The 26,548-nt window shown below is 66.3% G+C and carries 22 protein-coding genes; 12 read left to right on the top strand and 10 right to left on the bottom strand.

What is annotated here, in order from left to right:
- Nucleotides 1–49 precede the first annotated feature (49 nt).
- The 5 genes from ACQR1E_RS17480 to ACQR1E_RS17460 all read left to right on the top strand — a co-directional run bounded on the left by ACQR1E_RS17480 (nt 50) and on the right by ACQR1E_RS17460 (nt 3,622).
- Complete coding sequence (locus ACQR1E_RS17480) at nt 50–466, top strand: hypothetical protein (protein ID WP_315713404.1); 417 nt, start codon at nt 50–52, stop codon at nt 464–466.
- Nucleotides 466–1,137 (top strand): OmpA family protein, encoded by a 672-nt coding sequence (locus tag ACQR1E_RS17475; RefSeq protein ID WP_315713405.1) that lies wholly within the window; start codon nt 466–468, stop codon nt 1,135–1,137. Before ACQR1E_RS17480 ends, ACQR1E_RS17475 begins: the two co-directional genes overlap by 1 nt.
- 243 nt (nt 1,138–1,380) lie before the next feature.
- Nucleotides 1,381–1,932, top strand: coding sequence for an Mpo1-like protein (locus ACQR1E_RS17470; RefSeq protein WP_315825264.1), 552 nt, complete (start codon nt 1,381–1,383; stop codon nt 1,930–1,932).
- A complete protein-coding gene (locus ACQR1E_RS17465) occupies nt 1,932–2,957 on the top strand; it encodes an NAD-dependent epimerase/dehydratase family protein (RefSeq protein ID WP_315825265.1) in 1,026 nt (341 codons plus the stop codon). The genes ACQR1E_RS17470 and ACQR1E_RS17465 overlap by 1 nt, the downstream gene beginning before the upstream one ends.
- 41 nt (nt 2,958–2,998) lie before the next feature.
- Nucleotides 2,999–3,622: a methyltransferase family protein gene (locus ACQR1E_RS17460; RefSeq protein ID WP_315752449.1), complete on the top strand. Its 624-nt coding sequence runs from the start codon at nt 2,999–3,001 to the stop codon at nt 3,620–3,622.
- Nucleotides 3,623–3,627: 5 nt separating this feature from the next.
- Here the strand turns inward: ACQR1E_RS17460 and ACQR1E_RS17455 are convergent, their stop codons facing one another.
- Together ACQR1E_RS17455 and ACQR1E_RS17450 are read right to left on the bottom strand one after the other, a co-directional pair.
- On the bottom strand, nt 3,628–4,674 hold the full coding sequence (locus tag ACQR1E_RS17455; protein WP_315825266.1) for an alpha/beta fold hydrolase: 1,047 nt from the start codon (nt 4,672–4,674) through the stop codon (nt 3,628–3,630).
- Between the two features lie 120 nt (nt 4,675–4,794).
- A complete protein-coding gene (locus ACQR1E_RS17450) occupies nt 4,795–5,526 on the bottom strand; it encodes a hypothetical protein (RefSeq protein WP_409999196.1) in 732 nt (243 codons plus the stop codon).
- A gap of 284 nt (nt 5,527–5,810) precedes the next feature.
- Here ACQR1E_RS17450 and ACQR1E_RS17445 point away from each other — a divergent pair, with 284 nt between their 5' ends.
- Together ACQR1E_RS17445 and ACQR1E_RS17440 are read left to right on the top strand one after the other, a co-directional pair.
- Nucleotides 5,811–6,731, top strand: coding sequence for an ABC transporter ATP-binding protein (locus ACQR1E_RS17445; RefSeq protein ID WP_315752447.1), 921 nt, complete (start codon nt 5,811–5,813; stop codon nt 6,729–6,731).
- On the top strand, nt 6,728–7,489 hold the full coding sequence (locus ACQR1E_RS17440; protein WP_315713411.1) for an ABC transporter permease: 762 nt from the start codon (nt 6,728–6,730) through the stop codon (nt 7,487–7,489). Before ACQR1E_RS17445 ends, ACQR1E_RS17440 begins: the two co-directional genes overlap by 4 nt.
- A gap of 14 nt (nt 7,490–7,503) precedes the next feature.
- Here the strand turns inward: ACQR1E_RS17440 and ACQR1E_RS17435 are convergent, their stop codons facing one another.
- Nucleotides 7,504–7,854, bottom strand: coding sequence for a hypothetical protein (locus ACQR1E_RS17435; protein ID WP_315825267.1), 351 nt, complete (start codon nt 7,852–7,854; stop codon nt 7,504–7,506).
- A gap of 317 nt (nt 7,855–8,171) precedes the next feature.
- On the opposite strand from ACQR1E_RS17435, the gene ACQR1E_RS17430 reads away from it, so the two are divergent.
- Nucleotides 8,172–8,960, top strand: coding sequence for a L,D-transpeptidase (locus ACQR1E_RS17430; RefSeq protein ID WP_315752445.1), 789 nt, complete (start codon nt 8,172–8,174; stop codon nt 8,958–8,960).
- Nucleotides 8,961–9,013: 53 nt separating this feature from the next.
- Here the strand turns inward: ACQR1E_RS17430 and ACQR1E_RS17425 are convergent, their stop codons facing one another.
- From ACQR1E_RS17425 to ACQR1E_RS17410, 4 genes are all read right to left on the bottom strand, one after another.
- Nucleotides 9,014–10,039, bottom strand: a complete 1,026-nt coding sequence (locus ACQR1E_RS17425; protein WP_315752444.1) for an ABC transporter permease — start codon at nt 10,037–10,039, stop codon at nt 9,014–9,016.
- 12 nt (nt 10,040–10,051) lie between these two features.
- Nucleotides 10,052–11,554: a sugar ABC transporter ATP-binding protein gene (locus ACQR1E_RS17420; protein WP_315713415.1), complete on the bottom strand. Its 1,503-nt coding sequence runs from the start codon at nt 11,552–11,554 to the stop codon at nt 10,052–10,054.
- A 13-nt stretch (nt 11,555–11,567) separates the two neighbouring features.
- The gene (locus ACQR1E_RS17415; RefSeq protein ID WP_315713416.1) at nt 11,568–12,521 is read right to left on the bottom strand and encodes a sugar-binding protein; all 954 of its coding nucleotides are present in this window, start codon (nt 12,519–12,521) and stop codon (nt 11,568–11,570) included.
- Nucleotides 12,522–13,027: 506 nt separating this feature from the next.
- Nucleotides 13,028–15,307 carry a fused MFS/spermidine synthase gene (locus ACQR1E_RS17410; RefSeq protein WP_316169805.1) on the bottom strand — a complete coding sequence of 760 codons (2,280 nt, stop codon included), beginning with the start codon at nt 15,305–15,307 and terminating at the stop codon, nt 13,028–13,030.
- A 200-nt stretch (nt 15,308–15,507) separates the two neighbouring features.
- Here ACQR1E_RS17410 and ACQR1E_RS17405 point away from each other — a divergent pair, with 200 nt between their 5' ends.
- Entirely contained in the window at nt 15,508–17,109 is a 1,602-nt protein-coding gene (locus ACQR1E_RS17405) for a phytoene desaturase family protein (RefSeq protein ID WP_316174254.1), read from the top strand.
- Nucleotides 17,110–17,284: 175 nt separating this feature from the next.
- Here ACQR1E_RS17405 and ACQR1E_RS17400 read toward each other — a convergent pair whose 3' ends face one another.
- On the bottom strand, nt 17,285–17,449 hold the full coding sequence (locus ACQR1E_RS17400; protein ID WP_315713419.1) for a Flp family type IVb pilin: 165 nt from the start codon (nt 17,447–17,449) through the stop codon (nt 17,285–17,287).
- A gap of 267 nt (nt 17,450–17,716) precedes the next feature.
- Here ACQR1E_RS17400 and ACQR1E_RS17395 point away from each other — a divergent pair, with 267 nt between their 5' ends.
- The 3 genes from ACQR1E_RS17395 (at nt 17,717) to ACQR1E_RS17385 (ending at nt 22,347) form a co-directional block, all read left to right on the top strand.
- On the top strand, nt 17,717–18,610 hold the full coding sequence (locus ACQR1E_RS17395) for a 50S ribosomal protein L11 methyltransferase (protein ID WP_434897344.1): 894 nt from the start codon (nt 17,717–17,719) through the stop codon (nt 18,608–18,610).
- Between the two features lie 515 nt (nt 18,611–19,125).
- Nucleotides 19,126–20,949 carry an aminopeptidase P family protein gene (locus ACQR1E_RS17390; RefSeq protein ID WP_434897343.1) on the top strand — a complete coding sequence of 608 codons (1,824 nt, stop codon included), beginning with the start codon at nt 19,126–19,128 and terminating at the stop codon, nt 20,947–20,949.
- A 120-nt stretch (nt 20,950–21,069) separates the two neighbouring features.
- On the top strand, nt 21,070–22,347 hold the full coding sequence (locus tag ACQR1E_RS17385; protein ID WP_316174259.1) for a multidrug effflux MFS transporter: 1,278 nt from the start codon (nt 21,070–21,072) through the stop codon (nt 22,345–22,347).
- A 193-nt stretch (nt 22,348–22,540) separates the two neighbouring features.
- Here ACQR1E_RS17385 and ligA read toward each other — a convergent pair whose 3' ends face one another.
- Nucleotides 22,541–24,688, bottom strand: a complete 2,148-nt coding sequence (gene ligA / locus ACQR1E_RS17380; RefSeq protein ID WP_316174261.1) for an NAD-dependent DNA ligase LigA — start codon at nt 24,686–24,688, stop codon at nt 22,541–22,543.
- Between the two features lie 107 nt (nt 24,689–24,795).
- On the bottom strand, nt 24,796–26,469 hold the full coding sequence (recN, locus tag ACQR1E_RS17375) for a DNA repair protein RecN (protein ID WP_315769151.1): 1,674 nt from the start codon (nt 26,467–26,469) through the stop codon (nt 24,796–24,798).
- Nucleotides 26,470–26,548: the final 79 nt, after the last annotated feature.

Here is a 26,548-nt window from a genome sequence, read left to right as displayed (position 1 = left end):
CCGCTGTTAGGCCTTGACCGTGGCAGCTCGCGTCGTATGAGATGACTGCATGGTCCGGGGATACATTCTGTTGAGTGTTGCGGTCGCGCTGTGTGTGCCCTCGCTGGCGGCGGCGCAGACGATGAGCTTTGGCGATTCCGCGGGGCTGATCGCGTCGAGCTGCGGCGCCGACATCACCGCCAATTGCCGCGGCGTCAATCTCGACTCCAACCGCCTCAAGGAATGCCTCTCGCGCAACCAGGACGTGGTCTCCGCGCAGTGCAAGGCGACCTATTTCAAGGCGTTCGAGGCGATCCAGAAGCGCATCGCGGCACGGGTCACGGTCGCCAACGCCTGCCAGCGCGAGATCGTCAAGCTGTGTGGCGGCTCCACGAAGGAGACGAGCAAATCGATCCCGTGCCTGATGACGGCCAACGGCGTGAGCGCGCGGTGTCAGCAGGCGATGGGCGAAGCGGGGTATCGCTGATGCGGCGGACCGCGAGATCATTGCTGTCAGGGCCGATCGTGGCTTCGCTGATGGCCGCGAGCGCGCCCGCTTGGTCGCAGGAGCCGGGTCGCGAGGACATCGTGCGCCAGCTCGGCCGCTTCGAAACCGCACCCACGCTGGATCTGCCGGCGCTGAAGCAGCAGACGCAGGAGCGTTCCAGGTCGCGCGGGCGCAACGAGCCACCGCCGCAGAAGCGTCCGCCGATCGCGCCGGAGCTGATGAATCTGCCGGCCTTCAACGTCGACATCCAGTTCGACGTGGACACGCCGATCGTGCGCCCGGAATCGTACCAGACCGTCGGGCGGATCGCCGATGCGATGGTGTATTCCGATCTGCTGCCCTACACCTTCCTGATCGTCGGCCATGTCGAGGCCAACGGCAAGCGCGAGGCCAACGTCATCCTGAGCCAGCGCCGCGCCGACGCGATCCGCGACATCCTGGCGAACACCTTCAAGATCTCGGTCAAGCGGCTGCAATCGATCGGACTTGGCGAGGAGCAGTTGCTCGACCCGTCCAAGCCGACCGCCGCCGTCAATCAGCAGATCCAGATCATCCCGATCGCAAAGACCGTAGAAGAGGCCGCGCCGCCGCCTTCGGCCCCTGCCCCGGCAGCGCCCCACAAGCAGGCCCCGCGCAAGCATCGCAGTTGATGCAATTGAGACCTGCGCTGAGGCCATGAACCCAGCGCGCTGCAGGTGCGACTGTTGTCTCAGCAGGTTGCCGATACGCTATTCCCGACAGGCGCCAATGGAACCTGTTTTCAAGTCGGGTCGCGCGGCAATGCTGCTGGGCCGTGATTGCCGGGTTTGTCGATGCAGCCGCTTGATGGTATAGCCCCCTCTTTGCGGCCGTCGATTGAGCGACGGTCGATCTCATTGACGAGCGAGCCAGCCATGAACGCCATGTTCCGACGCCAGATGGTCGACTACGTCGAATACCATCGCGATCCGCGCAACGGCCTGATGCATGTGTTCGGGATCATCCTGTTGTTCCTGGGCGCCGTGCTGCCCCTGAGCTTGTGGCATTTCGACGCGTTCGGCATCCGGATCGGCCTCGGCGCCGTGCTGGCGCTGCCCGTCCTACTCTACTGGCTGCTGCTCGATGCCGCACTCGGGGCCGGCATCCTGGCCTTCGCCGTTCTGTTCCTTGCTGCGGCCATGATGATCGCCGATCACGTCCATGGCGTCGCCTTCTGGGCGCTGTTTGCCGCGCTCATCATCTTCGGCTTTGTCTCGCAGGCCGTGGGCCACAAGGTGTTCGAGCGCAACAATCCATCTCTGCTGGATCATCCGGCGCATCTCTTTCTCGGTCCGATGTTCGTGATGGCGAAATTGTACATGGCGTTGGGTCTGCGGCCTTCGGTGTCCGACCTCATCGCGCCGGACTGGTCGCCGGATCGGCTCGCATCGGACCGGCTTCAAGGCGATCAGCACTCGCGCCCCTAATGAAAGTCCTCGTCACCGGCGGCAGCGGTTTCATCGGCCATCACCTCGTCTCTGCGCTCGCGACGCGGGGCGCGGAGGTGCGTGTGCTCGATATTCGCTGCCCCAGCCACATGATCGCTGACGTCGAGTACATCGAAGGCTCGGTGCTCGATGCGGGCCTGGTGAAGCAGGCGGTCGCCGGCGTCGATCAGGTCTATCATCTGGCTGGACTGCCCGGCATGTGGATGCCGGACCGCGAGGACTTCTACCGCGTCAATTGCGTGGGCACGGAGACGGTGCTGGCGGCGGCGCGCGCCGGCCGGGTGCGCCGGTTCCTGCACTGTTCGACCGAATCCATCCTGTTCAACTATCCCGGCTCGACCGGCGCCGCATCGGCACCGACCGCACCGCCGGCCGAGGCGATGCCGGGCGCCTATACGCGCTCCAAGGCGCTGGCGGAGGCCCGCGCCATGGCCGCCGCGGCGGACGGCTTCCCCGTCGTGGTGGGCACGCCGACAATGCCGATCGGGCCGCACGACAGCAACCTGACACCGCCCTCGCAGATGCTGCGGCACTTCCTGGACAGCCGGCTCCAGCTCTATCTCGACTTCGTCGTCAACCTGGTCGACGTCCGCGACGTCGCGGACGGCCTGATCCTGGCGATGGAGCGCGGCAAGGTCGGCGGCCGCTACGTGTTCGGCGGCGAGAGCCTGCGTCTCAGCCGGATCCTCGATCTCATGGCGGCGATCAGCGGCCGCAAACATGTCGCGGTCGCCGTGCCCGGCCGGCTGGCCGAGCTGTCGGCGGGCATGCTCGAGCTCGTCTCCGATCACCTCACCAAGCGCTGCCCGTCCGGCACCGCCGAGGGGGTGCGGATCGCCCGCGCGGCCTCGGATCTGTCGATCGACAGGGCCAAACGCGAGCTCGGCTACGTCCCGCGCCCGATCGAGCCGACCTTGCGCGAGACGATCGGCTTTCTGCTCGGTTCCGAGCCGGGAAAGCGGCTCGACGGTAAACAACACCCTTTTCGCACCGCGGCCGAATAGCTAAGAGCAGCCGGTCCCAGGTCTCATAACGGTTCCAACACATGTCCGGCGATGCCAGCCCCATCTCGTCGTTTGCGTTCAGCGGATGGACCACCACCTGGCCCACCTCGCTGCTGGCCATCATCTGGCTGATCTGGCTCGCGAGCTGGGTCGGCGCCTCGTTCTGGTCGGGGCAGACCCGCAAGCATGTGACGGTGATCAAGACCAGCCGCTATCACGCGCTGATCGTGCTCGGCGGCATCCTGTTCACGCCGTGGACCTCGCGCCTGCTCGGCGAGAAACCGTTCTGGACTCCCGGTGAGACCGGCGTCTACCTGCTGACCGTCGTCACCCTGGCCGGCATCGCCTTCACTTGGTGGGCGCGCATCCATCTCGGCCGCTTCTGGTCCAACGCGATCACCCACAAGGAAGGCCACAAGGTCATCGACACCGGCCCCTACGGCATGGTCCGTCACCCCATCTATACCGGGCTGATCCTCGGCATGATCGCCACCGGCATCGCGGTGGGCACGGTGACCGCCGTGCTGGGCGCCGTCCTGATCTCGCTCGGGATGGCCTGGAAGGCAAAGATGGAAGAGGTCTTCCTCGCGCAGGAGCTCGGGCCGGATTACGTCACCTACCGGCAGCGCGTGCCGATGATCATTCCGTTCCTGCCGCCGGGCTAGAGCGCTCAGCGTCTGGCCTGGGCTTCCGAAGGCGGCTGCGGCGACTGGTTTGCCGCCTGCGGCAGCAGGTGGCGCGGCAGGATGATGCGCTGGCCGGGGACCAACGGCTGGGTGGCGAGGCCGCGGTTGGATTGCTGGAGCGCCCAGAGCGGAACGTGATAATTGGTGGCGATCTGGTCCAGGGTCTCGCCCGGCCGTACCGCCAGAGCAGTGCCGCTGTCCCACAGCTCCACGGAGGCTTTCGGCGGCACCAAATAGCGCAGCGGCACCGGCTCCGCGTCGGCGGTGGCCGAGGTCTGCGACAATTGGCTGATCATGGTGACCAATTGGGCGTGCACGTCCTCCATCTTGTCGATGTTGATGTGCGTGACCTCATCATGATCCTTCATGTCGAAGCTGGCGTAGTGACCGCGAAAGCCGGGCTCCGGCTTGACGTCGCCGCCGCCGAGAATGTTGTCGGACAGGAACAGGTTGATGAAGCGCTGCACGTTGGGCGGCACGCTCTTGGTCGCATGCGCCGGATCGACGGTGACGACGAGGGCAACCGGGATGTTCTGCTCCTGCAGCGTGATCGCGATGCGGACGCTGCACAGCCCGCCCATCGAATGGCCGATCAGCACGATCGGGCCCGGCTCCTGGCGGTAGTTCTTGGCCACCTGGAGCGCGATCAGGTCGCACAGCGTGAATTCATAGACACTGGCCCGGTAGCCGGCCTGCTCGATCTTTTCGGCCAGACGATCCATCCCGGTCGAGAACAGCGGCCCGAGCGCGCCGCGGAACAGGTACACCCGCGGCGGCGGCAGCGGCTGGCTGATCTCGGGCGGCGCAGTCGGTACGGCGCGGATCGCCGCGGGGGTTGCTGCCGGGGATGCCTTGGCGGATCTGGTCGGCGCGGGGGCGGACGCAGCGCCGGGCTGGGCGGCCCGCGAGATGCTTGGGGCGGCAAGTCCGGCGAGGAAAGGTGCGGTGACGAGGATCGCGAGCAGTCTCCTGCCGGCAGCCACCTTGGCTGGACCGAGCCACCGCCTCGCGATTCGCGCCACGCTGGTCATTCGCGCTCCCGGGAAAGCTCTCGGCTGAGATCAAGCAGGGTCATATCCCTCCCTGCCATACCGTTTGTCGCCGCCGAATGGGAGCATTTTGGGGCGCGCGCCCAGTGGCGCGGCCGCCGACTACCGGTAGCCGGTCACGTTGGCCGCGCGCTGCGGCGCGGCCATGCGCGTCGGCGGCGCCGCCGGGCGGCCGCGGCCGCCGAACACCACGCCATCGATGGCACCGATCACCTTCTGCTGCATGATCTGGTTCTTCTCGATCGTGACGTGGCCGACACCGGGAACCGACTGGACGTCGACATTCTCGAGCTTGCCGCGGAAGCCGTCGTCGCGGCGGACCGGCTCGCCGGCACCGCTGGCGATGTAGAAATTGATGTAGCGCTCGGCGTTGCCGCCGACGAGCTTGGTCTTGAACACCGAATCGAGCCCGATCGCGAGCTTCACCGGCACCCCGAGCTGGCCGAGCTTGTTGATCATGTCCGGCAGCGCGGTCGCGCCGGAGGAATGGCCCACCAGGATGATGGTCTTGATCCGGCCGGCGCGATAGGCGGCAGCCGCTTCGTCGGCGAGCGACGACCACGACACGAAATTGGCGACCGTGTTCGGAATGCCCTGCGAATCCAGCTTGGCGGCGATGTCGTCGAGCCCGAGCGAGAAGATGTTGAGCACGCCGCGCAGCAGATAGACATGCGTGGTGCTGGCGGCGCTTGCGGCCGCCGGGCTCGGTGCCGCCCGGACCGATCCGGTGCCGAGCGGCAGAGCCAGCGCAACGGCCAGCGCCACCATGCCAAAGCAGCGCGCCGAGAGGCTGCGCTTGAAGGTGGGTCGAACGGTGCTGGCGCGTGCCGTCATCGGTCCTTCTCCGCGGCGGAAATGTCGAGACGGCGCGACCGTACCCAAGATGCTCGCGGACGCAACATCGTCGGACATCGCAAGGCGGCGTTCCTCCTCAGACGTGGCTGAGCGGCAACACTCAGCCATATCGGCCACGGAAAAGCCCAACAAGCGACATGATCGAGGGCGGCGCGCACGATTGCGCGAACGCATCGCCGTCCCTATCTGAGCGCTTCGCCTGCGCCCCCTCCTCCGCGCAGCTCCCCCGCTCTTTATCGAATCCCTCGCATCGAATCCCCGTGATGGCTCCCGTCATTTCCGTTACCGGCCTGTCGAAGACCTATTCCTCGGGCTTCACCTCGCTCAACAATGTCGATCTCGCGATCGAGCGGGGCGAGATCTTCGCGCTGCTCGGGCCCAACGGCGCGGGCAAGACGACTCTGATCAGCATCATCTGCGGCATCGTCAATGCGTCCGCGGGCAAGGTCGCGGTCGGCGGCCACGACATCAACCGCGACTACCGTGCCGCACGGGCGCTGATCGGGCTGGTGCCGCAGGAGCTGCACACCGATTCGTTCGAGACCGTATGGGCCACGGTCAGCTTCAGCCGGGGGCTGTTCGGCAAGCCGAAGAACCCCGCCCTGATCGAGAAGATCCTCAAGGACCTGTCGCTCTGGGACAAGAAGGACGCCAAGATCATCACGCTCTCCGGCGGCATGAAGCGCCGCGTGATGATCGCGAAGGCGCTCTCGCACGAGCCGCAGGTGCTGTTCCTGGACGAGCCGACCGCGGGCGTCGACGTCGAGCTGCGTAAGGGGATGTGGGACGTCGTGCGCGAGCTGAAGGCCGCCGGCGTCACCATCATTCTCACCACGCACTACATCGAGGAAGCCGAGGAGATGGCCGATCGCGTCGGCGTCATCAACAAGGGCGAGATCGTGCTGGTCGAGGACAAGGCCAAGCTGATGGCGAAGCTCGGCCGGAAGCGGCTGAGCCTGCATCTGCAACACCGGATCGAGACCATCCCCGAGACGCTCGCGCCCTATCATCTGGCGCTGTCGGACGACGGCTGGCGGCTCGCCTATGACTACGATACCAAGGGCGAGCGCACCGGCATCACCAGCCTGCTCGGCGATCTCAGGACCGCCGGCATCCGCTTCGTCGATCTCGAGACCAAGCAATCATCCCTTGAAGACATCTTCGTGAGCCTGGTGCGGCAATGAATTTTCGCGCGGTCGCCGCAATCTACAAGTTCGAAATGGCGCGCACCTGGCGCACGCTGCTGCAGAGCATCGTGTCGCCCGTCGTGTCGACGTCGCTCTACTTCGTCGTGTTCGGCGCCGCGATCGGCTCGCGCATCAGCCACGTCGAGGGCGTCAGCTACGGCACCTTCATCGTGCCCGGCCTCGTGATGCTGTCGGTGTTGACCCAGAGCATCTCCAACGCCTCGTTCGGGATCTACTTCCCGAAATTCATCGGCACGATCTACGAGATCCTCTCGGCGCCGATCTCGCATTTCGAGATCGTGCTCGGCTATGTCGGCGCGGCCGCGACGAAATCCATCATTCTCGGGCTGATCATCCTCGCGACCGCCGGGCTGTTCGTGCCGCTGCACATCCAGCATCCGGTGTGGATGCTGTCGTTCCTGGTGCTGACGGCCGTGACCTTCAGCCTGTTCGGCTTCATCATCGGCATCTGGGCCGACGGCTTCGAGAAGCTGCAGATGGTCCCGATGCTGGTAGTGACGCCGCTCACGTTCCTCGGCGGCAGCTTCTACTCGGTCAACATGCTGCCGCCGACCTGGCATTCGATCGCGCTGCTCAACCCGGTGGTCTACCTGATCTCGGGCTTTCGCTGGAGCTTCTACGAGATCGCCGACGTCAGGGTGGAAATCAGCGTCGGCGTGACGCTGCTGTTCCTGGCGATCTGCATGACGATCATCTGGTGGATCTTCAAGACGGGCTACCGGCTCAAGCATTGAGCCGGCGCCTCAACTCAGCGGTAGCAGTGGAAGCGGCCGTAGCCGTCGCGGTATCCCCGGCAGTGATAGTGCCGGTGGTAATAGGAGCGGTGCGGAATGCCGAGCACGCCTTCGACGGCGCCCACGGCTCCGCCGACGCCGGCACCGACCGCGCCGCCGACGACGCCGCCCACCGGACCGCCGATGCGGTTGCCTTCGTGGGCCCCTTCATGGGCGCCACGGATGATGCCCTGGGCATGGGCGAATTGCGGCAGCGCCAGCCAGGCCAGCGCCAGGACGACCAGCGCGAGCGCAGCCAGCAGGTAGGTCAGCTTCTGCGGCGCGCGATCATCGAGCACCGCCGTCTTGGCCTTCATCGTCAACATTTTGAGTCCTGGGAACCGCATGGGGGAATCCTTGAAACGCGGATGCGGCCAAAAAGTTGCGCGGTCGTGACGAATTGCACCGATTAGAGAGGTCCCAAAACGCCGGAATGAAAGACCATCCGCGGTCGCGAAAATGTCAGCGTCGATGAACGCGGGGAGCCTTTGTCCTGGTCCTGCCCGACATTAAGGTTGAGGCTGCCCTCGGCTGGAACAAAGCCGGCAATTCCGACATAGTGCAGGCCGAGGCGATGACCTGGGCGTTAAAGTCCCGTTTTGAGGTCTCTCCACAGTCGAGGGCCCTGGAGGCCAGAGGTTAGATGCGTACCATCCTTTTTGCAGTTGCCGGCTTCGCCTTTCTGTCGGCCACGCCGGCTCTGGCCAAGATCGACATCACGGTCGACAAGAACAGCCAGATCATGACGGTCGCCGTCGATGGCGTCGAGCGCTATCGATGGCCAGTCTCGACCGGCATTCCCTCACGGGAAACGCCGAATGGCTCGTTCCGCGCCTTCCGCATGGAGGCCGATCATTTTTCCAAGGAATTCGACGACGCACCGATGCCGCATTCGATCTTCTTCACGAAGGTCGGTCACGCGATTCACGGCACGGATTCGGAAAGCCGCCTCGGGACCCCGGCGTCCCACGGCTGCGTCCGGCTGTCCAAGGCCAACGCCACGACGCTCTACGACCTGGTGCAAAAGGACGGCGTGCTCAACACCACGGTGACCCTGACCGGCTCGGCCGAGGTGGCGCTGGCGCGCAATCCACGCCGCGGCACCGCTGTTGCCCGCCGCGACGTGCCGCAGCAGTATGACGACAGCGGCGAGCCGGTCGTGCTGACGCCGCAGCCACAGATGCTGCCCGGACGCCAGGTCGTTCCGCAGCAGCGGCCCGATGACGGCTACATCTATCCCGCCGACGGCAGCGACAACGGCGTGCGTTATCCGGCGCCGCGCGGCACGGCCCGGCGCGTCTATGACGCCCAGGCCTATCCGCAGCAGCAGCAGTACGATTACCAAAACGGCAATCCGAGCTACGCGCAGCCGCGCTATTACCAGCCGCGCTCTTATTATCAGCCGCGCGGCTACTACACCTATCAGGACTGATCGCGCATTGATCCTCGCGGCCGGGCGCTGTTACGCAGCGCATCGGCGCCTCCTCACTCGGCGTTGACCCGCTCGAGCGAGGCGGACGCACGATCGGCGCTGGCCTGCCCGCGGGCCGTCGGCATGCGCGCGCGCCGCTGCACGAAATACTGATCGGCCAGCACGCCGATCAGGATCACCGTGCCCATCACGGCGAAATTGAGCGAGCTCGGGATGCCCAGCAGATTGACCAGGTTCTGCAGCATCTGCAGCAGGATTGTGCCGAGCACGACGCCGATGACCGAGCCCTCGCCGCCGCGCAGCGAACAGCCCCCGAGCACCGCTGCGGCGATCGCATAGAGCTCGTAGAACGAGCCGTGTACCGCCGGCGAGATCGAGCGGGTGTACATCGCCAGCAGGACCGCGGCGAGCGCCGTCAGGGCGCCGCAGATCACATAGGCCGCGATCGTCACCCGATCGGACCGGATGCCGGAGTAGCGCGCCGCCTCCTCGTTCTTGCCGACCGCGTAGAAATAGCGGCCGTACACCGAGCGGTGCAGCACCAGCCAGGCGATGCCGGCCACGATGGCGAGCGCCACGACGCTATGCGGCAGTGGAAAGCCGAGGACATCGGTGCGGCCGGCGGCCAGCCATTCCAGCGCCGGGAAGCTCGCGCCGTAGCCGAAGCCGGCCGTGGCATCCTCGGTGTAATAACGGGCCGCGCCGCGATAGATCAAAAGTCCGCACAGGGTCACCACGAAGGGCTGGATGCGCATCTTGGTCACCAGCGTGCCGTGGACCATGCCGATGGCGACGCCGCCGGCGAGGATGAGGAACAAGGCGGCGACCCAGTCGACGTCCCGGTTGACGATGAGGTCGATGAACAGCACGCCGAGCAACGCGATCACCGAGCCCACGGCGAGCTCGATGCCGCCAACGATGATGACGAAGGCCTCGGCGATCGAGAAGATTCCGAACATGCCGACCTGGTTGGCGGTATTGGAGAGGTTGCCGACCAGCAGGAAGCGCGGGTTGATGAAGGCGACGACGGCGCCGACCACCAGGATCAGGATCAGCAGGCTGAGATCTTTTTTCTGCACGGGCGCCCTCGCTCAGACGGTATGGCCGACGGCGAGCTGAAGCACGTTGTGCTCGCTGAACTCGTTGCGGGCCAGGAAGCCCGAAATCATGCCTTCATGCATCACGGCGATCCGGTCGCTCACCCCGATCACCTCCTCCATGTCGCTCGAGATCATCAGGATCGCGACGCCGGAATCCGCCAGCCGCCGCAGCATGTCGTAGATCTCCTGCTTGGCGCCGACATCGATGCCCCGGGTCGGCTCGTCGAAGATCAAGACCTTTGGCCGCATCGACAGCCATTTGGCGAGCACGACCTTCTGCTGGTTGCCGCCGGACAAGGTGCCGACCGAGACCTTGACGTCGGACGCCCGGATCTTGAGCCGTTCGCGCTGCCGGTCGGCATTCTCGGTCTCACGCCTGATGTCGACAAGTCCAAAGCTGAGATAGGAGGCGAGATCCGGCAGCGAGATGTTCTCGGCGATCGACAGGTCGAGCAGCAGGCCGCAGGCCTTGCGGTCTTCCGGGATGAGATAGATGCCGCGATCGATCGCCGCGCGCGGCGTCGAGATGCGGATCGGCTCGCCCTCCAGGCTGATGCCCCCGGCCAGCAGCGGCTCGACACCGAAGATGCCGCGCGCGAGCTCGGTGCGGCCGGAGCCGACGAGACCTGCAAGCCCGAGGATCTCGCCGCGCCGGAGCTGCAGGCTGACGGCCTGGTTGGGATAGGTCGCGGTCACGGCCTCCACCACGTCGAGCACGGCATCGCCGGGCGGCGCGGCCGGCGGCACGTAGAGCGACCGCAGGTCCCGGCCGATCATCAGCCGGATCATCGCGGCAGGACTGAGCTCGTCCCGCGTGAGCGCGCCAACCATACGGCCGTCGCGCAGCACGATCGCGCGATCGGCGCATTGCATGACTTCGTTCAAGCGATGCGTGATGAAGATGACGCTGACCCCGCCCGCCTTCAGGCCGGCGATGACCTGCATCAGCCGCTCGGTTTCCGACAGCGTCAGGCTGGAGGTCGGCTCGTCCATGATCACGCAGCGCGCATCGAGCGACAAAGCCTTCATGATCTCGACCAGCTGGCGCTGCGCCAAAGACAGCTCGGCAAGCGGCGTCTCCGGCTCGAAATCGGCCCCGAGGCGCGCGATCAGCGGGCGCACCCTGGCTCGCAGCGTCGCCCGGTCGATCAGCCGCAGCGGACCGCCATAGACCGGCTCGCGGCCGATGAAGACGTTGCCTGCGACATCGAGATTGTCGAACAGGTTCAGCTCCTGGTGGACGAAGGCGATGCCGGACGCGATCGCGTCCGCCACCGTGTAGCTGGTCCGCGCCGCGCCATCGATCCGGATCGTGCCGCTGCTCGGCTCGACGACGCCGCCGAGCACGCGCATCAAGGTCGACTTGCCGGCGCCGTTCTCGCCGACCAGGGCGATCACCTCGCCGGGCGCGACCGACAGGCTGGCGTGGTCGAGCGCGACCACGCCAGGATAGGTCTTGCCGATGTCGATCAGCTCGAGGAAGGGCTCGCGCACGCCGGCCGTCGCGCTACTTCTTCAGCATCTGCTTCATCTGCGCCATGAAGTCGTCGACGTTCGACTTCTCGATCACCTTGCCGGGCACGATGATGATGCCGTTCGCCGGCACGCCCGACTTGTCGCCCTCAACGACCTTCGCCATCAGCTTCATGCCCTGATAGCCCCACTCGAACGGCTGCTGCACGACGGTGCCCTCGATCGCGCCGTCCTTGACGCCGCCGAGCGTGATCGGATCCTCGTCGAAGCCGATGATCTTGATCTTGCCGAGCTTGCCGGCCTCCTTCAGCACCTCATAGATGCGCGGGGTGTTGTAGGAATAGAAGCCGACCAGGCAGCTCACGTCCGGCATCGCTGCCAGGATGTCCTCGACATTGCGCTTGGCCCGGGTCTGGTCGATCTCGTCGCCGCGCACGTCGACCAGTTCGACCTTCGATCCCTTGATGGTCTCCTTCACGCCTTCGATGCGCTCGCGAGCGTTGTCAGCCCCGAGCAGGCCGACGAAGCCGACACATTTGCCGCCGTTCGGGAGCGCCTTCAGCATCAGCTTGCCGGCATCCTTGCCGAGCTCGGTATTGGAGGAGCCGATATAGGCGATGCGTTTGGATTGCGGGGCGTCGCTGTCGGTGGTGAAGAGCACCGTTTGTGCGGCAATCTTGTTCAGGTGCTCAGTCTGGTTCTTCGGATCGACGGCGCTCACCATGATTCCGGCGGCCCCGGCCGCGACGAGGTCATCCAGCATCCGCTGCTGCACGGCGGCTGCCGCCTGCTCGGGATATTTGAGCTGCAGGTTGTAATTGGGCAGCTCGCCCTGCGCCTTCTTCACGCCGGCCTCGGCGATCTTCCAGAAGTCGGAGGCACCGTTGACGACGAAGGCGAGGACCTTCTTGTCCGCGGCTCCCGCGGAGCCGAGACCGAGCGCCATCGACAACAAGGCAGACGCACCGGCAATCCAAAGACGCTTCATTGAACCCCTCCCATGTGAAGCCGGCCTGCTTTGATGCGGCCGGCATTTTGTAGTCGAACGATATCTAGTCGCGAACAGTCGTCTCTCGTCCGAACCGCTGGCTCCGCCCGGACGAACAGCACCTCGATCTGGACAGCGTCCGCGCGATCGTTCGCTCAGGGCAAGACGACCAGACCGGTCCCTCACCGCTCAGTTTGCGATCCAGCTCGACTGCGCGTGCGTGCCCCAACCCACCCATTCGAAGACGCGTAAAGTACCGACCTCAAATGAGGGGCGCACCTCAAGGTAGCATGGTCATGACGGGCACGCAACAGAGGCCCGCGCAGAAAGCGCGAAACCACTGCATTTTGCGATGCGGTACAGCAAAGTCGGCGATCAGACGCTCGAGAAATCGATGCGGCAATGCAACCGAGGCCCGCCGCTGACGAGGCGCGCACCTCTTTGGGCGCAGACGCCATCATCACGGCGATCCGGGCCCGGCAACGTCGAACGGCGGCAGCGCCCTGTTACTCGCCGTCGCGAAGCCGCCGATACACCGCGCCGAGAATGTTCGAATAATCGTCGGTCCAGACCCGTTCGCCGTCGGTCGGCTCAGTTTCGGTCCACTTGTCCGAGGAGGCCAGCTTGCCGACGTCGGCGTCCTCGCGCGCGCTGATGACGACGTCGGTGGAGAAGATGTACTCGTCGTCGCGGCCGGAGTCCTCGTTGTAGACCCAGCTCTTCAGGTCGTTGGCGTCGGCGATGCCGACAACGACGCTCTCCAGCTCCAGATGCCGATTGGAGACGTGCATCACGACGGCGCCCTGCGGCGCCAGCTTCGCCTTGTAGATCGCCATCGCCTCCTCCGTCGCCAGATGGATCGGAATCGCATCCGAGGAATAGGCGTCGACGATGATCAGATCGTAGGCGCCGTCCGGCTCCTTGGCAAAGGTCAGCCGGGCATCGCCGATGACGGGCTTGATGTCCGGCGCGCAGTTCCTGATGTAGCTGAAATATTTCGTGTCGCTGGCGGTGTCGACCATGGTCTGATCGATCTCGAAGAATTTCCAGCTCTCGCCAGGCTCGGCTGCGCATGTGAGCGTGCCGGCGCCGACGCCGATGACGGCGACCTTGAGCGGCGCGCCCTTGCGCTCCCGGATCGCGGTGATGGCGCGGCCGATGCCGCCGTCCTTGTGATAGTAGGTGATCGGCTCGGGCCGCCCCGTCACCTTGGAGCCATCGGCGTTGAGATATTTCTGCGCGCCGTGAATGGTCGTGCCGTGCATCAGCACGTGGTAGTGCCCGTCCGATGTCACCACGATCTTGTGCACGCCGAAGAAGCTGCGCACCGTCTCGACGCGGCCGTCATCGGCCGGATAGGCGCGGATCAGGACGAGCGCGAGCGCGGCCGTCGCGAACACCTTCCAGCGGCCACCGTTCAGCAGCAGAGCGAGCAGCGCTGCGAGCACGCCTACGGCGCCCGCGACATAGACGCGGTGGTCCTCGAGATAGGTCGTGACCTTGCCGGTCATGCCGGCGGGCACCAGCAGCGCGACGGCGATGACCGCGAGCGGGAGCCAGTACCAGCGCGTGATCCCGGGCAAGCGCTCGTTGGCCGCGGGCCGGCACAGCGCCGCCAGCGCCAGCAGGATCGGATATTCGGCAACCCATGAGAAGGTGAAGGGGGCGATCAAGCCGGCGAACAGGCCGCCGACCATGCCACCGAACGACAGCGCGACATAGAAGCCGGTGAGATATTTGGCCGGCGGGCGCGTGCGCGCGAGCTCACCATGGCAGGCCATGGCGATGATGAAGAAGCAGAGCTGGTGACCGCCGAGCGTGAGCGCGAGATTCTGCTCGCCGCCGAAGGCGAGCAGCACGACGACGCCGGCGATCGCCAGCGGCTGCAGCGCCAGCATCCATTTGTGCGGCAGCAGCGGCCGCGACTGGAACACCAGCACCCAGGTCAGCAAATAGAGCGACAGCGGCAGCACCCATAGCAAGGGGGCGGCCGCGACGTCGGTGGAGATGTGCGCGGTCACCGCGATCAGCAGGCCGGAGGGCACTGCGGCCAGGAAGATCCAGCGCAGGCGCAGCAGCCAGCGTGGCGCCGGCGCATGGCTGTCGCCGGTGTGCAGCAGGCTCGTCACGATCACGGGCGACCGCAACAGCAGGACGCCGCAGCCGGCGATCAGCGCGATCAGGAGGCCATAGCCACCGGTCCAGATCAGGTTCTGCATGCGCAGGCTGAAGATCGGCTCGATCAGCAGAGGATAGGACAGCAGCGCCAGAAAGCTGCCGATGTTCGACGACGCATAGAGGAAATACGGGTCGGGCGCGGCCGGATGACCCGTGCGCACGAACCACGCCTGCAGCAGCGGATTGTTGGCGGCGAGCGCGAAAAACGGCAGGCCGATCGACACGGTGAACAGGCCGAGCAGCCACAGCCCGTAGCCCGAGGTCGGCGGATCGCCCCAGCTACTCGCGATCGACAGCGGCAAGCCCAGGATTGCGAAACCGAGCAGCAGCAGATGAATCGCGATCGGCAGCACCCGGCTGCGCAGCTGGGTGAGAAAATGCGCATAGGCGTAGCCCGCCAGCAGCAGGGTCTGGAAGAACACCATCGCCACCGACCACACCGCCGGCGAGCCGCCGAGCCGCGGCAGCACCATCTTGGTGAACAGCGGCTGCACCGAGAACAACAGCAGCGCGCTGACGAAAATGGCGGCGGTATAGACGACGAGCACCAGCCGGTTGCGTGCGGCGGAGGGCTGAGCGACGGCGGCGGGCGAGGCGATTGAGGTCATGACAACTCCGGCAGCAGCGCGGCCGGCATCAGATGCCGAGGCCGGACCGCGATGAGCAGACGAGACATAGCGGATCGCAGGGCGGTATGGCGAGCAGCTGAGGCAAAATGGAGTTTTCCTTGACGTCGCAGCCTTCCGGCGCGACAGCACCAGCCGAGGTTCCCGGTGCGGGCCATTAAACAGGGCTTCTTGAAGCTGACATGAATGAAACCGACGTCATCATCATCGGCGCGGGCCACAACGGCCTGACCTGTGCGGCCTATCTCGCCATGGCGGGCCTGCGGGTGCATGTGGTCGAGCGTCGCAAGGTGGTCGGCGGCGCTGCGGTGACCGAGGAGTTTCATCCGGGCTTCCGCAACTCCGTCGCGTCCTACACGGTGAGCCTGCTCAATCCGCGCGTCATCTCCGACCTGAAGCTGCTCGAGCACGGGCTCGAGATCGTCGAGCGCCGGGCGCAGAACTTCCTGCCCTCGCCGGACGGTCGCTATCTGCTGACGGGCGAGGGTCGCACGCTGGCTTCGGTTGCGCGGCTGAGCCAGCGCGACGCCGACGCGATCGGCCCGTTCTCGGCCCGGCTCGAGGCGATCGCGGATGTGCTTCGCAGCCTCGTGCTGCGGGCGCCACCGAATCTGGTCGCCCAGTTCGGGCTGTCGGCGATCCGCGAGGCGTTCAACGCGCTCGGCACCGCCAACACCCTGCGCGCACTGTCGCTGGAGCAGCAGCGCGACCTGCTCGACCTTTTCACGCGCTCGGCCGGCGAGATGCTCGACGAGATCTTCGAGACCGACCTGGTGAAGGCGCTGTTCGGCTTCGATGCCATCGTCGGCAACTATGCCAGCCCCTACGCTGCCGGCTCGGCCTATGTGATGCTGCATCACGCCTTCGGCGAGGTGAACGGCAAGAAGGGCGTCTGGGGCCATGCGATCGGCGGGATGGGCGCGATCACGCAGGCGATGGCCGGGTGCCTGAAAGAGCTGGGAACGCTGGTCGAGGTCGAGGCCGGCGTGCGCGAGGTGATCGTCGAGCGCGACCGCGCGGTCGGCATCGTGCTCGAGGATGGCCGCACCATCCGCGCCCGCCATGTCGTCGCCAACGTGAACCCGAAGCTGCTGTATACGCGCCTGGTGCCGGCCGGTGCCGTGCCCGAGCCGTTCCTGAGCCGCATCCGGAACTGGCGCTGCGGTTCGGGCACGTTCCGCATGAACGTGGCGCTCGACCGGCTGCCCTCGTTCAGCGCGCTGCCGGGCGAAGGCGACCATCTGTCCGCGGGAATCATCCTTGGCTCGAGCCTCGGCTACATGGACCAGGCCTATCTCGACGCGCGGGCGCATGGCTGGAGCCGCGATCCCGTGGTCGAACTGCTGATCCCCTCCACGCTCGACCCGACGCTGGCGCCCGCGGGCCGGCACGTCGCCAGCCTGTTCTGCCAGCATGTCGCGCCCGAGCTGCCGGACGGCCGCTCCTGGGACAATCATCGCGACGAGGTCGCCGACCTGATGATCGCGACCGTCGACCGCTATGCGCCGGGCTTTGCGGCCAGCGTGCTCGGCCGGCAGGTGCTGTCACCGCTCGACCTCGAACGCCAGTTCGGGCTGATCGGTGGCGACATCTTCCACGGCGCGCTGACCTTGAACCAGTTGTTCTCGGCCCGCCCCATGCTCGGTCACGCCGACTATCGCTCGCCGCTGAAGGGGCTCTACCATTGCGGCTCGGGCAGCCACCCCGGTGGCGGCGTCACCGGCGCCCCCGGCCACAATGCGGCCCAGGCGATCCTGGCGGACCATCGCGCGTTGTTCGGCTGAGGATAAGGGGTGGAAAGGCGCGGCACACCCCTGTGGACAAGCGGTGGATCAACCGCCAAAGAAGCAGTGCACGGCCGTGTGGATATGCTGTGGACCCGGCGTTCGATACGCCCTCTCAAGAGCAGAAAAACCGGGCGCTGAGGCCCGGTTCTTCGAGGACGCCGCGGCGGTCGGATTACTTCAGCGACGTGTTGATCGATTCGAACTTGCTGCTGAGCGAGCTGCCCAGGCCGTTGACGGCGGCAATGATCGCCAGCGAGATGCCCGCTGCAATCAGGCCGTATTCGATGGCGGTGGCGCCGGATTCATCACGCAAGAACTTCGACAGAATGGACTTCATCTGAACCTCGTTTCCCAACCCAGGAACCGAGGATCATCCGGTTCCCATGACGGGAAAATTAGGGGCCAGGACCCTAAAGTCGGGATAATGCCCCCAGTTCAAGTTGCAGAGATTCTTCGCTGCAATTGAACCTCAACTTTTATTCGGATCAGGAAAGGCATTATACAACCGCCGGATGCACAGATCCGGCCGCATTGCGGCCCTATCGCTTGCGTTGGCAGGCAATTCCCTTAACCACGCCGTCAAATCTCGCCAGGATCCACCTTGATGACCTCAACGACCACGCCCGCCACCCACAAGGCCAGCTTCACGGTTGCCGATGAAGCGACCGCCCGCCCGGCGGTCGACGTCCTGACCGAGGTGTTCTTCGAGGGCGACGCGGCGGTGGCGGCGTTCGAGCGTCCGGACGGGCGCTGGGACGTCACGGTTCATTTTGCCGACCCGCCCGACCAGGCGCTGGTGCGCGAGTTGGTCGGCGGGGCGGCAGGCTCCGACGTGGCCCAGACCCTGGCGTTCGAGGTCGTCGAGGCCAAGGACTGGGTCAAGGCCAGCCTGGACGACCTCGTTCCGGTGCCGGCCGGCCGCTTCATGGTCCATGGCAGCCATGATCGGCAGCGGGTGCCCGGCAACAAGCTCGGGATCGAGATCGAGGCGGCGCTCGCCTTCGGCACCGGCCATCACGGCACCACCCGCGGCTGCCTGCTGCTGCTCGATCACGTGCTCAAGACGCGCGCGCCGCGACGGGTGCTCGACCTCGGCACCGGAACCGGCGTGCTCGCCATCGCCGCCGCCAAGGCGACGCACCGGTCCGTGCTGGCGAGCGACATCGATGCGCCCTCGGTCATGGTGGCGCGGGAGAACGCCCGGCTCAACGGCGCAGGCCCCCTGGTCCGGGTCATCCGCGCCACCGGCTTCGCCGCCCCGGACTTTGCCTGGTGCGGCCCGTTCGACCTGGTGCTGGCGAATATCCTGGCCAACCCGCTGCGCCAGCTGGCCGCGCCGATGCTGCGCCACCTCGCGCCTGGAGCCTTCGTGATCCTGTCGGGCCTGTTGACCCCGCAGGCACGCGCCGTCCGCGCCGCCTATCGCGCTCGCGGCCTGGTTCCGATCCGGCATTTGAGAATCGAGGGGTGGAGCAGCCTGTTGCTGCAGAAGCAGTAGTAAGGCGGATCAGCTCGCGGCGTGGATCGAACCTGCACGCTAACCTTCACGCCGGTGCGGCAAGCTCGCGGCTACGTCTTCGGCTGGCTCTGCTGGGAGGTGGAGTCGGACTGATTACGCGAGGCACGTCGACCGCGCGGCGCGACGAGACGATTGACGAGATCGGCCAGCGCGCTGCGCGGTTTCTCGGCCGGTGCGGACGCCGGTCCGCTTGGCGCGGGCGCCGATAGTTTTTCGAAGGTAAAAGCAGGCATCGTGCATCCCCTCGCCGTTGAGTTGAGGCACTCCCCGGATCATGCGACCGACCGTGGATGATCTTTACGATCGCGGTCGTCACGTCCATACGTTTCCTCGCCGCACCTCTTTGGGATGACTGGCATGCGACAGCAAATCTTTTTGCACAGGCGAATGCAAGGAGATTCTTCGTGCACTGCACTGTCTGCTGAAGGAGTATTCGTCGCCGACGCGGCAAGATCCACTTCTGCGGCAGGATCCACTTCTAAAGTATGAGACCGATGTTCGAAGCTCTGTTCCAGACGTTCGAAGAACCCGAAACCGGCGTGGCGCTGACCGCGCGGCTGGCCGCGCTCCGCGAAGAGCTCGCCAGGCGCAAGCTCACCGGATTCATCGTGCCGCGCGCCGACCAGCAGCAGAACGAATATGTGCCGCCATCGGAGGAAAGGCTGGCGTGGCTGACCGGCTTCACCGGCTCGGCCGGCCTCGCGATCGTGCTGCCGCAGGCAGCCGCGCTCTTCGTCGACGGCCGCTATACGCTGCAGGCCGGCAAGCAGGTCGACGGCAAGGCCTGGATGGTGGAATCGCTGATCGAGCCGCCGCCCGAGAGTTGGCTGACCCGACACCTGCAGAGCGGTGACCGCGTCGGCTTCGATCCGTGGCTGCATACGACGGCCGCGGCCGAACGTCTGGCCGCCGCTTGCGCCAAGGCGGGCGCGGAGCTGGTGCCGGTCGAGCGCAACCCGGTCGACAGCATCTGGACCGAACGGCCGCTGCCGCCGCTCGGCGCCGTCTCCATCCACGGCGCGGAATTGTCCGGCGAGAGCGAGGCGGACAAGCTCGGCCGGATCCGCCAGGAGATCGAGCGCCTCGGGGTCGAGGCGCTGGTGCTGTCCGATTCCCACAACGTCGCCTGGACCTTCAACATCCGCGGCGCCGACGTCTCGCACACGCCGCTGCCGCTGTCCTATGCGCTGGTGCCGAAGACCGGACGTCCGACGATCTTCATCGATTCCCGCAAGCTCTCGAACCTGACGCGCGATCATCTCGAGCAGAGCGCTGATGTGGCGGAGCCGGACACGCTGACGCTGCGCCTGAGCGAGCTCGCACAATCCGGCGCAGCCGTCGCGCTCGACAGCGCCACGGCCGCCGATGCCCTGACGCGGCTGATCCAGGGCGCCGGCGGCAAGGCGGTGCGCGGCGCCGATCCGGTCAGCCTGCTCAAGGCCGCCAAGAACGCGGTGGAGATCGAGGGTACGCGGCGCGCCCATCAGCGCGATGCGGTGGCGCTGGCGCGCTTTCTCGCCTTCATCGATCGCGAGGCGCCGAAGGGCACGTTGACCGAGATCGATGCGGTCGAGGCGCTGGAGAGCTTTCGCCGCGACACCGGCGCACTCAGGGACGTCTCGTTCCCGACCATCTCGGGCACCGGTCCCAACGGCGCCATCGTGCATTATCGCGTCACCCGCAAGAGCAACCGCCGCATCATGCCGGGTAATCTGCTGCTGATCGATTCCGGCGCGCAATATCAGGACGGCACCACTGACGTCACCCGCACGATCGCCGTGGGCGCGCCGACCGAGGAGATGCGCGACCGCTTCACCCGCGTGCTGCGCGGCCACCTCGCAATCGCACGCGCGATCTTCCCCGACGGCACCACCGGTGCGCAGCTCGACACCCTGGCGCGGCAGTTCCTGTGGCAGGCGGGCATCGATTTCGAGCACGGCACCGGCCACGGCGTCGGCAGCTATCTGTCCGTACACGAGGGGCCCGCGCGCATCTCGAAGCTCGGCACGACGCCACTGAAGCGCGGCATGATCTTGTCCAACGAGCCCGGCTACTACAAGACCGACGCCTTCGGCATCCGCATCGAGAACCTCGAGCTCGTTGTGGCGAAGGACGTCGCGGGCGCGGAGAAGCCGATGAACGGCTTCGAGGCGCTGACCCTGGCGCCGATCGACCGCCGCCTGATCGATGTCGTCATGCTGACCGCCGAGGAACGGGCATGGCTCGACGCCTATCATGCCCGGGTCAGGGAAACCGTCCGTGCAGCGCTCGACGACAGCGACCAGCGCTGGCTCGATCAGGCGACTGCGCCACTGTAGTCATCCGGACTGTCCAGCTACGAACTGTCCCGCTGCCCGCATGGGCGCATGCCGAAACAGGCATTTCCGCGAAGCGGAAGGCCGCTACAGTCGGGGCGTTCACCCGATTTGAGCGGCATCATGCATGGAATGATCAGCAGACCGCCTGGGGCGGCGCCACCGCGCGCCGCTCCCTCGCGCACGCTGCTGGTCCTGCTGGTCGTGATGACCGGCCTGGCGCCGATCTCGCTATACCTGCTGGTGCCAGCCCTGCCGATGCTCGCGACCACGTTCGGGCGCGACGCCTCCGTGGTGCAGATGACGGTGTCGTTCTACATGGCCGGCATCGCGATCTCGCAGCTGCTGCTCGGGCCGCTGTCGGACCGCTTCGGCCGCCGCCCCGTGATGCTCGCAGGGCTCGCGCTGTCGATCGTCGCGAGCGTGAGCTGCATCTTCGCCGACACCCTGCCCCAGCTCATCGCGGCGCGCTTCTTCCAGGCGCTCGGCAGCGCCAGCGGCATGGTGATCAGCCGCGCCATCATCCGCGATCTCTATCCGCGCGAGCGCATCGGCGCGATGATCAGCCTCGTCGTCGCGGTCATGATGATCGCGCAGATGCTGTCGCCGCTGACCGGCGGCCTGATCGAGATCGCGTTCGGCTGGCACGCCATCTTCTACATCGTCGCCACGCTGTCGATCGTGATCGCGATCGCCGTGACCATGGCGCTGCCGGAGACCCGCCCTGCCCGCGTCGAAGACGCGAGCTTCCGCCGCGACGTCGCCATGCTGGTGAAGAGCCGCGCCTTCCTCGGCTACATGCTGTGCCAGGTGCTGGCCTCGCAGATCATCTTCGCCTTCGCCGGCGGCGGGCCGTATATCGTCGAGGTGCAGATGGGCCGCTCCTCGGCGGAGTATGGCGCGTGGTTTGCGACCACCGGCTTCGCCTATTTCGTCGGCAACCTGTTCTGCGTGCGCTACGCGCCGCGCCATTCGCTCGATCGGCTGATCTGGTTCGGACTGGGGCTGCAGCTCACCAGCGCCGCGCTGAACTTCACGTGGAGCCTGTTCGGCTTCAACCAGGTGCCTTCGGTGCTGTTCGGCACGCAGATGCTGCTGATGTTCGCCAATGCCGCCGTGATGGCGAACTCCGCCGCCGGCGCCATCAGCGTCCGGCCGGGCGCGGCGGGCACCGCCTCCGGCGCGATGGGCTTCCTGCAGATGGGCGTGGGCGCGCTGACGTCGCAACTCGGCGCCTGGCTCGGCGGCCATTTCAGCAGCACGCTGCCGCTGACATCAGCGATGCTCACCCTGTCCCTCGCCTGCGCCTGCAGCATGATCTTCCTGGTCCCGCGCACGCAGATGAAGGTGACGAAGGAGCTGATCGAGACGGCGGAAGAGGACGAAGCCGGGGTAATGTGAGGGAGGTGCGTGAGGGACTGCACGACCGCGCGTCACTCTCGGCGTCATACCCGCGCAGGCGGGTAATCCAGCAGGCCGAAGCGTCCTGGCTTCATGACAAATGCCTCTGGAATACTGGATCATCCGCTTTCGCGGATGATGACAATTGTTGAGGTCGCATCCAGCATCTGTCGCAACCAACACTGCGGAGCTGCTACTCCCCGATCAGCTGCAGCCACTCGTCCTCGGTGAGCACCTGCACGCCGTGCTTCTGCGCGTCCTTCAGCTTTGATCCCGCGCCGGGACCGGCGACGACGTAGTCCGTCTTCTTCGACACCGAGCCCGAGACCTTCGCGCCGAGCCGCTCGGCGGTCGCCTTGGCCTCATCGCGCGTCATCTTTTCCAGCGTGCCGGTGAACACCACGGTCTTGGTCGCGATCGGCGAATTGCGCTTCGGCTTCTCCGCGTCGAGGATCTTCACCTCTTTCGTCAGCCGCTCGACGATGCCGCGATTGTGGTCCTCGCCGAAATAGGCGGCGACGCTCTTGATCACGGTGTCGCCGATCTGGTCGAGCGCATCCATCTCCGCGATCGCCTCCTCGTCGCCGTTGGCGACCTTGAGACAGGCTTCGTGGAACGCATCCCAGGAGCCGTAGCCCCGCGCCAACGCCAGCGCCGTGGTCTCGCCGACATGGCGCATGCCGAGCGCAAAGATGAAGCGCTCCAGCGCGATCTCGCGCCGCGCGTCGATGGCATTGAAGAGATTGCGCACCGAGGTCTCGCCATAGCCCTCGATCTCCTCGAGCTTCAGCTTGGCGTTGCGCGCGGCCAGCGTGAAGATGTCGGCGGGCTCCTTGACCCAGCCCTGGTCGAAGAAGAATTGGATCTGCTTCTCGCCCAGGCCGTCGATGTCGAAAGCGCGGCGCGAGGCGAACAGCTTGAGGTGCTCGATCTTCTGGAACGGGCAGGCGAACTCGCCGGTGCAGCGGGCGCGCGAGCCCTCCTCGCCGGTCGCAATCTCCTCCCGCACGACGTCGGTATGCAGGGGGCACGGGCACGTCTTGGGGAAATGGAATTCCTTGGCGTGCTTCGGCCGCTTGTCGATGAGGACGTCGACCACCTGTGGGATGACGTCGCCGGCGCGCTGGATCACGACGGTGTCGCCGATCCGGATGTCGCGGCCCTCGCGCAGAACCTCGCCCTTGTTGCCGATCCCCTTGATGTAGTCCTCATTGTGCAGCGTCACGTTCTGCACGATGACGCCGCCGACACCGACCGGCTCAAGCTTGCCGACCGGCGTGAACGAGCCGGTGCGGCCGACCTGGATCTCGATGTCCTTGAGCACGGTCATGGCGCGCTCGGCCGGAAACTTGTGCGCGATGCCCCAACGCGGCGTGCGCGACACGAAGCCGAGCCGCTCCTGCCAGTCGATGCGGTCGACCTTGTAGACGACCCCGTCGATGTCGTAGTCGAGCTCGGCACGCTGCTCCTCGATGTGACGATGGAACGCGATCAGTTCCTCCACCGAGTGGCAGAGCCTGGTGAGCGGATTGGTCGTGAAGCCGCAGCGCTCGAACCATTTGATCATGCCGCTCTGCGTCTCCGCCGGCATCGCGCTCATTTCACCCCAGGCATAGGCGAAGAAGCCGAGGGGACGCGAGGCGGTGATGGCCGGATCCTTCTGCCGCAGCGAGCCTGCGGCGGAGTTGCGCGGGTTGGCGAAGATGGTGTCGCCCGCTTCCTTCTGGCGCTCGTTGAGCGCGAGGAAGGCCTGCTTGGTCATGTAGACCTCGCCGCGCACTTCGCAGATGTCGGGCAGGTTGCGGCCGTGCAGCTTGTGCGGCACGTCCTTCAGGGTGCGGATGTTGGCGGTGACGTCCTCACCCTCGGCGCCGTCACCACGCGTCGCGGCGGTGACCAGCTCGCCGCCCTCGTAGCGCAGCGACATCGACAGCCCGTCGATCTTCGGCTCGGCCGAGAAATCGATGCGATCGTCGGCAAGCTTGAGGAAGCGCGCAATGCGGCCGACGAAGTCGCGCACGTCCTCCTCGGCGAAGGCGTTGTCGAGCGACAGCATCGGCACCACGTGCCGCACCTTCTTGAACCGGCCGGAGGGCGCCGCGCCGACCTTCTGCGACGGAGACTCGCTGCTGACGAGCTCAGGGAAACGCTTCTCGATCGCATTGAAGCGGCGACGCAGCTCGTCATAGGCGGCGTCCGAGATCTTCGGCGCGTCATCCTGATAATAGAGCCTGTCGTGGGTCTCGAGCTCCAGCGCCAGCCGTTTCCATTCCACCTTGGCCTGGGCCTTGGTGAGATCGGCAACGTCGATGGGCTGCTTCGGTTTTGCTGTCTTGGGCATGCGTATGATCTGCTCGTCGTTGCGGGACGGCCCGGAGGCCGTTCCGAAACGACGGTGTACACAATGCGCACGCCGGAGCCAAAGCGTTCGGCCCGCTCCGTTTCCAGCTACGCCGCCGCAGCCTCCAGCAGCCGGTCGGCGGCGGCGCGGGCTTCGGCGGTGACCTCGGCGCCGGCCAGCATGCGGGCGATCTCCTCGCGGCGGTGCAGGGTGGCGAGCGTGTTGACCCGGGTGACGACACGCTTGCCGCGATCCAGCGCATCCTTGGAAATCAGGAGATGCTGGTCCGCCCTGGCCGCGACCTGCGGCGCATGGGTCACGGCCATCACCTGAACCCGGTGCGCGAGCCGCGCCAGCCGGGCGCCGATGGCATCCGCGACCGCGCCGCCAACACCCGTGTCGATCTCGTCGAACACCAAGGTCGGCGCCGAGCCGCGGTCGGACAGCACGACCTTGAGCGCCAGCAGGAACCGCGACAGCTCGCCGCCCGAGGCGACCTTCATCATCGGGCCCGGCCGCGTGCCCGGATTGGTCTGGACCCAGAACTCGACACGGTCGATGCCCTCCGGCCCCGGCGCCTCGGCGTCGCTGTCGACCTGGGTCATGAACTTGGCGCGCTCCAGCTTGAGCGGGGCGAGTTCGGCATGGACGGCCCGGTTCAGCTTCTCTGCCGACTTGGTCCGCGCCGCCGACAGCTTGGCCGCCGCCGCGGCATAGCGCGCATCGGCTGTTGCCGCCGCCGCCTCCAGCTTCTTCAACTGCTCGGCGCCGGCATCGATCAGGACGACATCCGCGGCATATTTGGCAGCCAAGGCCGCCAGCCCATCCACCGGCGTCGAATATTTGCGCGCAGCCGCGCGCAGCGCGAACAGCCGCTCCTCGATGCGCTCCAGCTCCAGCGGATCGAAATCGGTGGCCGCGAGCGCCACCGTCAGATGCTGATCGGCCTCCTCCAGGGCGTTGATCGCCGAATCGATCGCCTTCACCGCCGGATCGACCAGCGCGGGCGAGCTGACCGCGCGTCGCTCCAGCCGGCGAACGGCCGCGGCCAGCGCGGCGATCGGCGACTGGTTGCCGCTGACCGCATCCTGCGCGTCGCGCAGATCGCCTGCGATCTTCTCGCCCTGCATCATGGCCGTGCGGCGGGCGGCGAGCTGCGTCTCCTCGCCCTCCTTCGGCGCCAGCTTCTTCAGCTCGTCCGAGGCATGCCGCAGATAGTCGGCCTCGCGGGCCGCGCGCTCCATGCCCGCCCGGTGCTCGTCGAGCGCCGTGACCGCGGTCCGGCGGGCCGCCCAGAGGGCCTCGACCGCGGCGACGTCCTTCTCCAGGCCCGCAAAGGCATCCAGCAGCCGGCGGTGGGTGGCGGCATCGACCAGCGCACGTTCATCATGCTGGCCATGGATCTCGACCAGGGTGGCGCCGATCGCTTTCAGCGTCTGCACGCTGACCGACTGGTCGTTGATGAAGGCGCGGGTGCGGCCGTCGCCGAACTGGACGCGGCGCAGGATCATCTCGCCATTGGCATCCAGGCCGTTGGCGGCGAGGATCCTGGCCGCGGGATGATCCTTGCCGATCTCGAACACGGCCGTGACCTGCCCCTGGTCGGCCCCGTGGCGCACCAGGCTGGCGTCGCCGCGACCGCCGAGCGCGAGAGCGAAGGCGTCCAGCAGGATCGACTTGCCGGCACCGGTCTCGCCGGTCAGCACCGCAAGTCCATGGGAGAATTCGAGATCGAGTCGTTCGATCAGGACGATGTCACGGATCGACAGTCGCGCCAGCATGGAACCGAAGTCCTTCGTAACGGGGCGGAACGCCCCTGAGCGAACGACTCGATGCTAGCAGCAAATAGAGAACAAAACA

The sequence above is a fragment of the Bradyrhizobium sp. HKCCYLRH1030 genome, from assembly GCF_051168395.1.
Lineage (GTDB): Bacteria > Pseudomonadota > Alphaproteobacteria > Rhizobiales > Xanthobacteraceae > Bradyrhizobium.
Note: the sequence above shows the minus strand (reverse complement) of the source record. Positions and strands in the feature narration are given on the sequence as shown.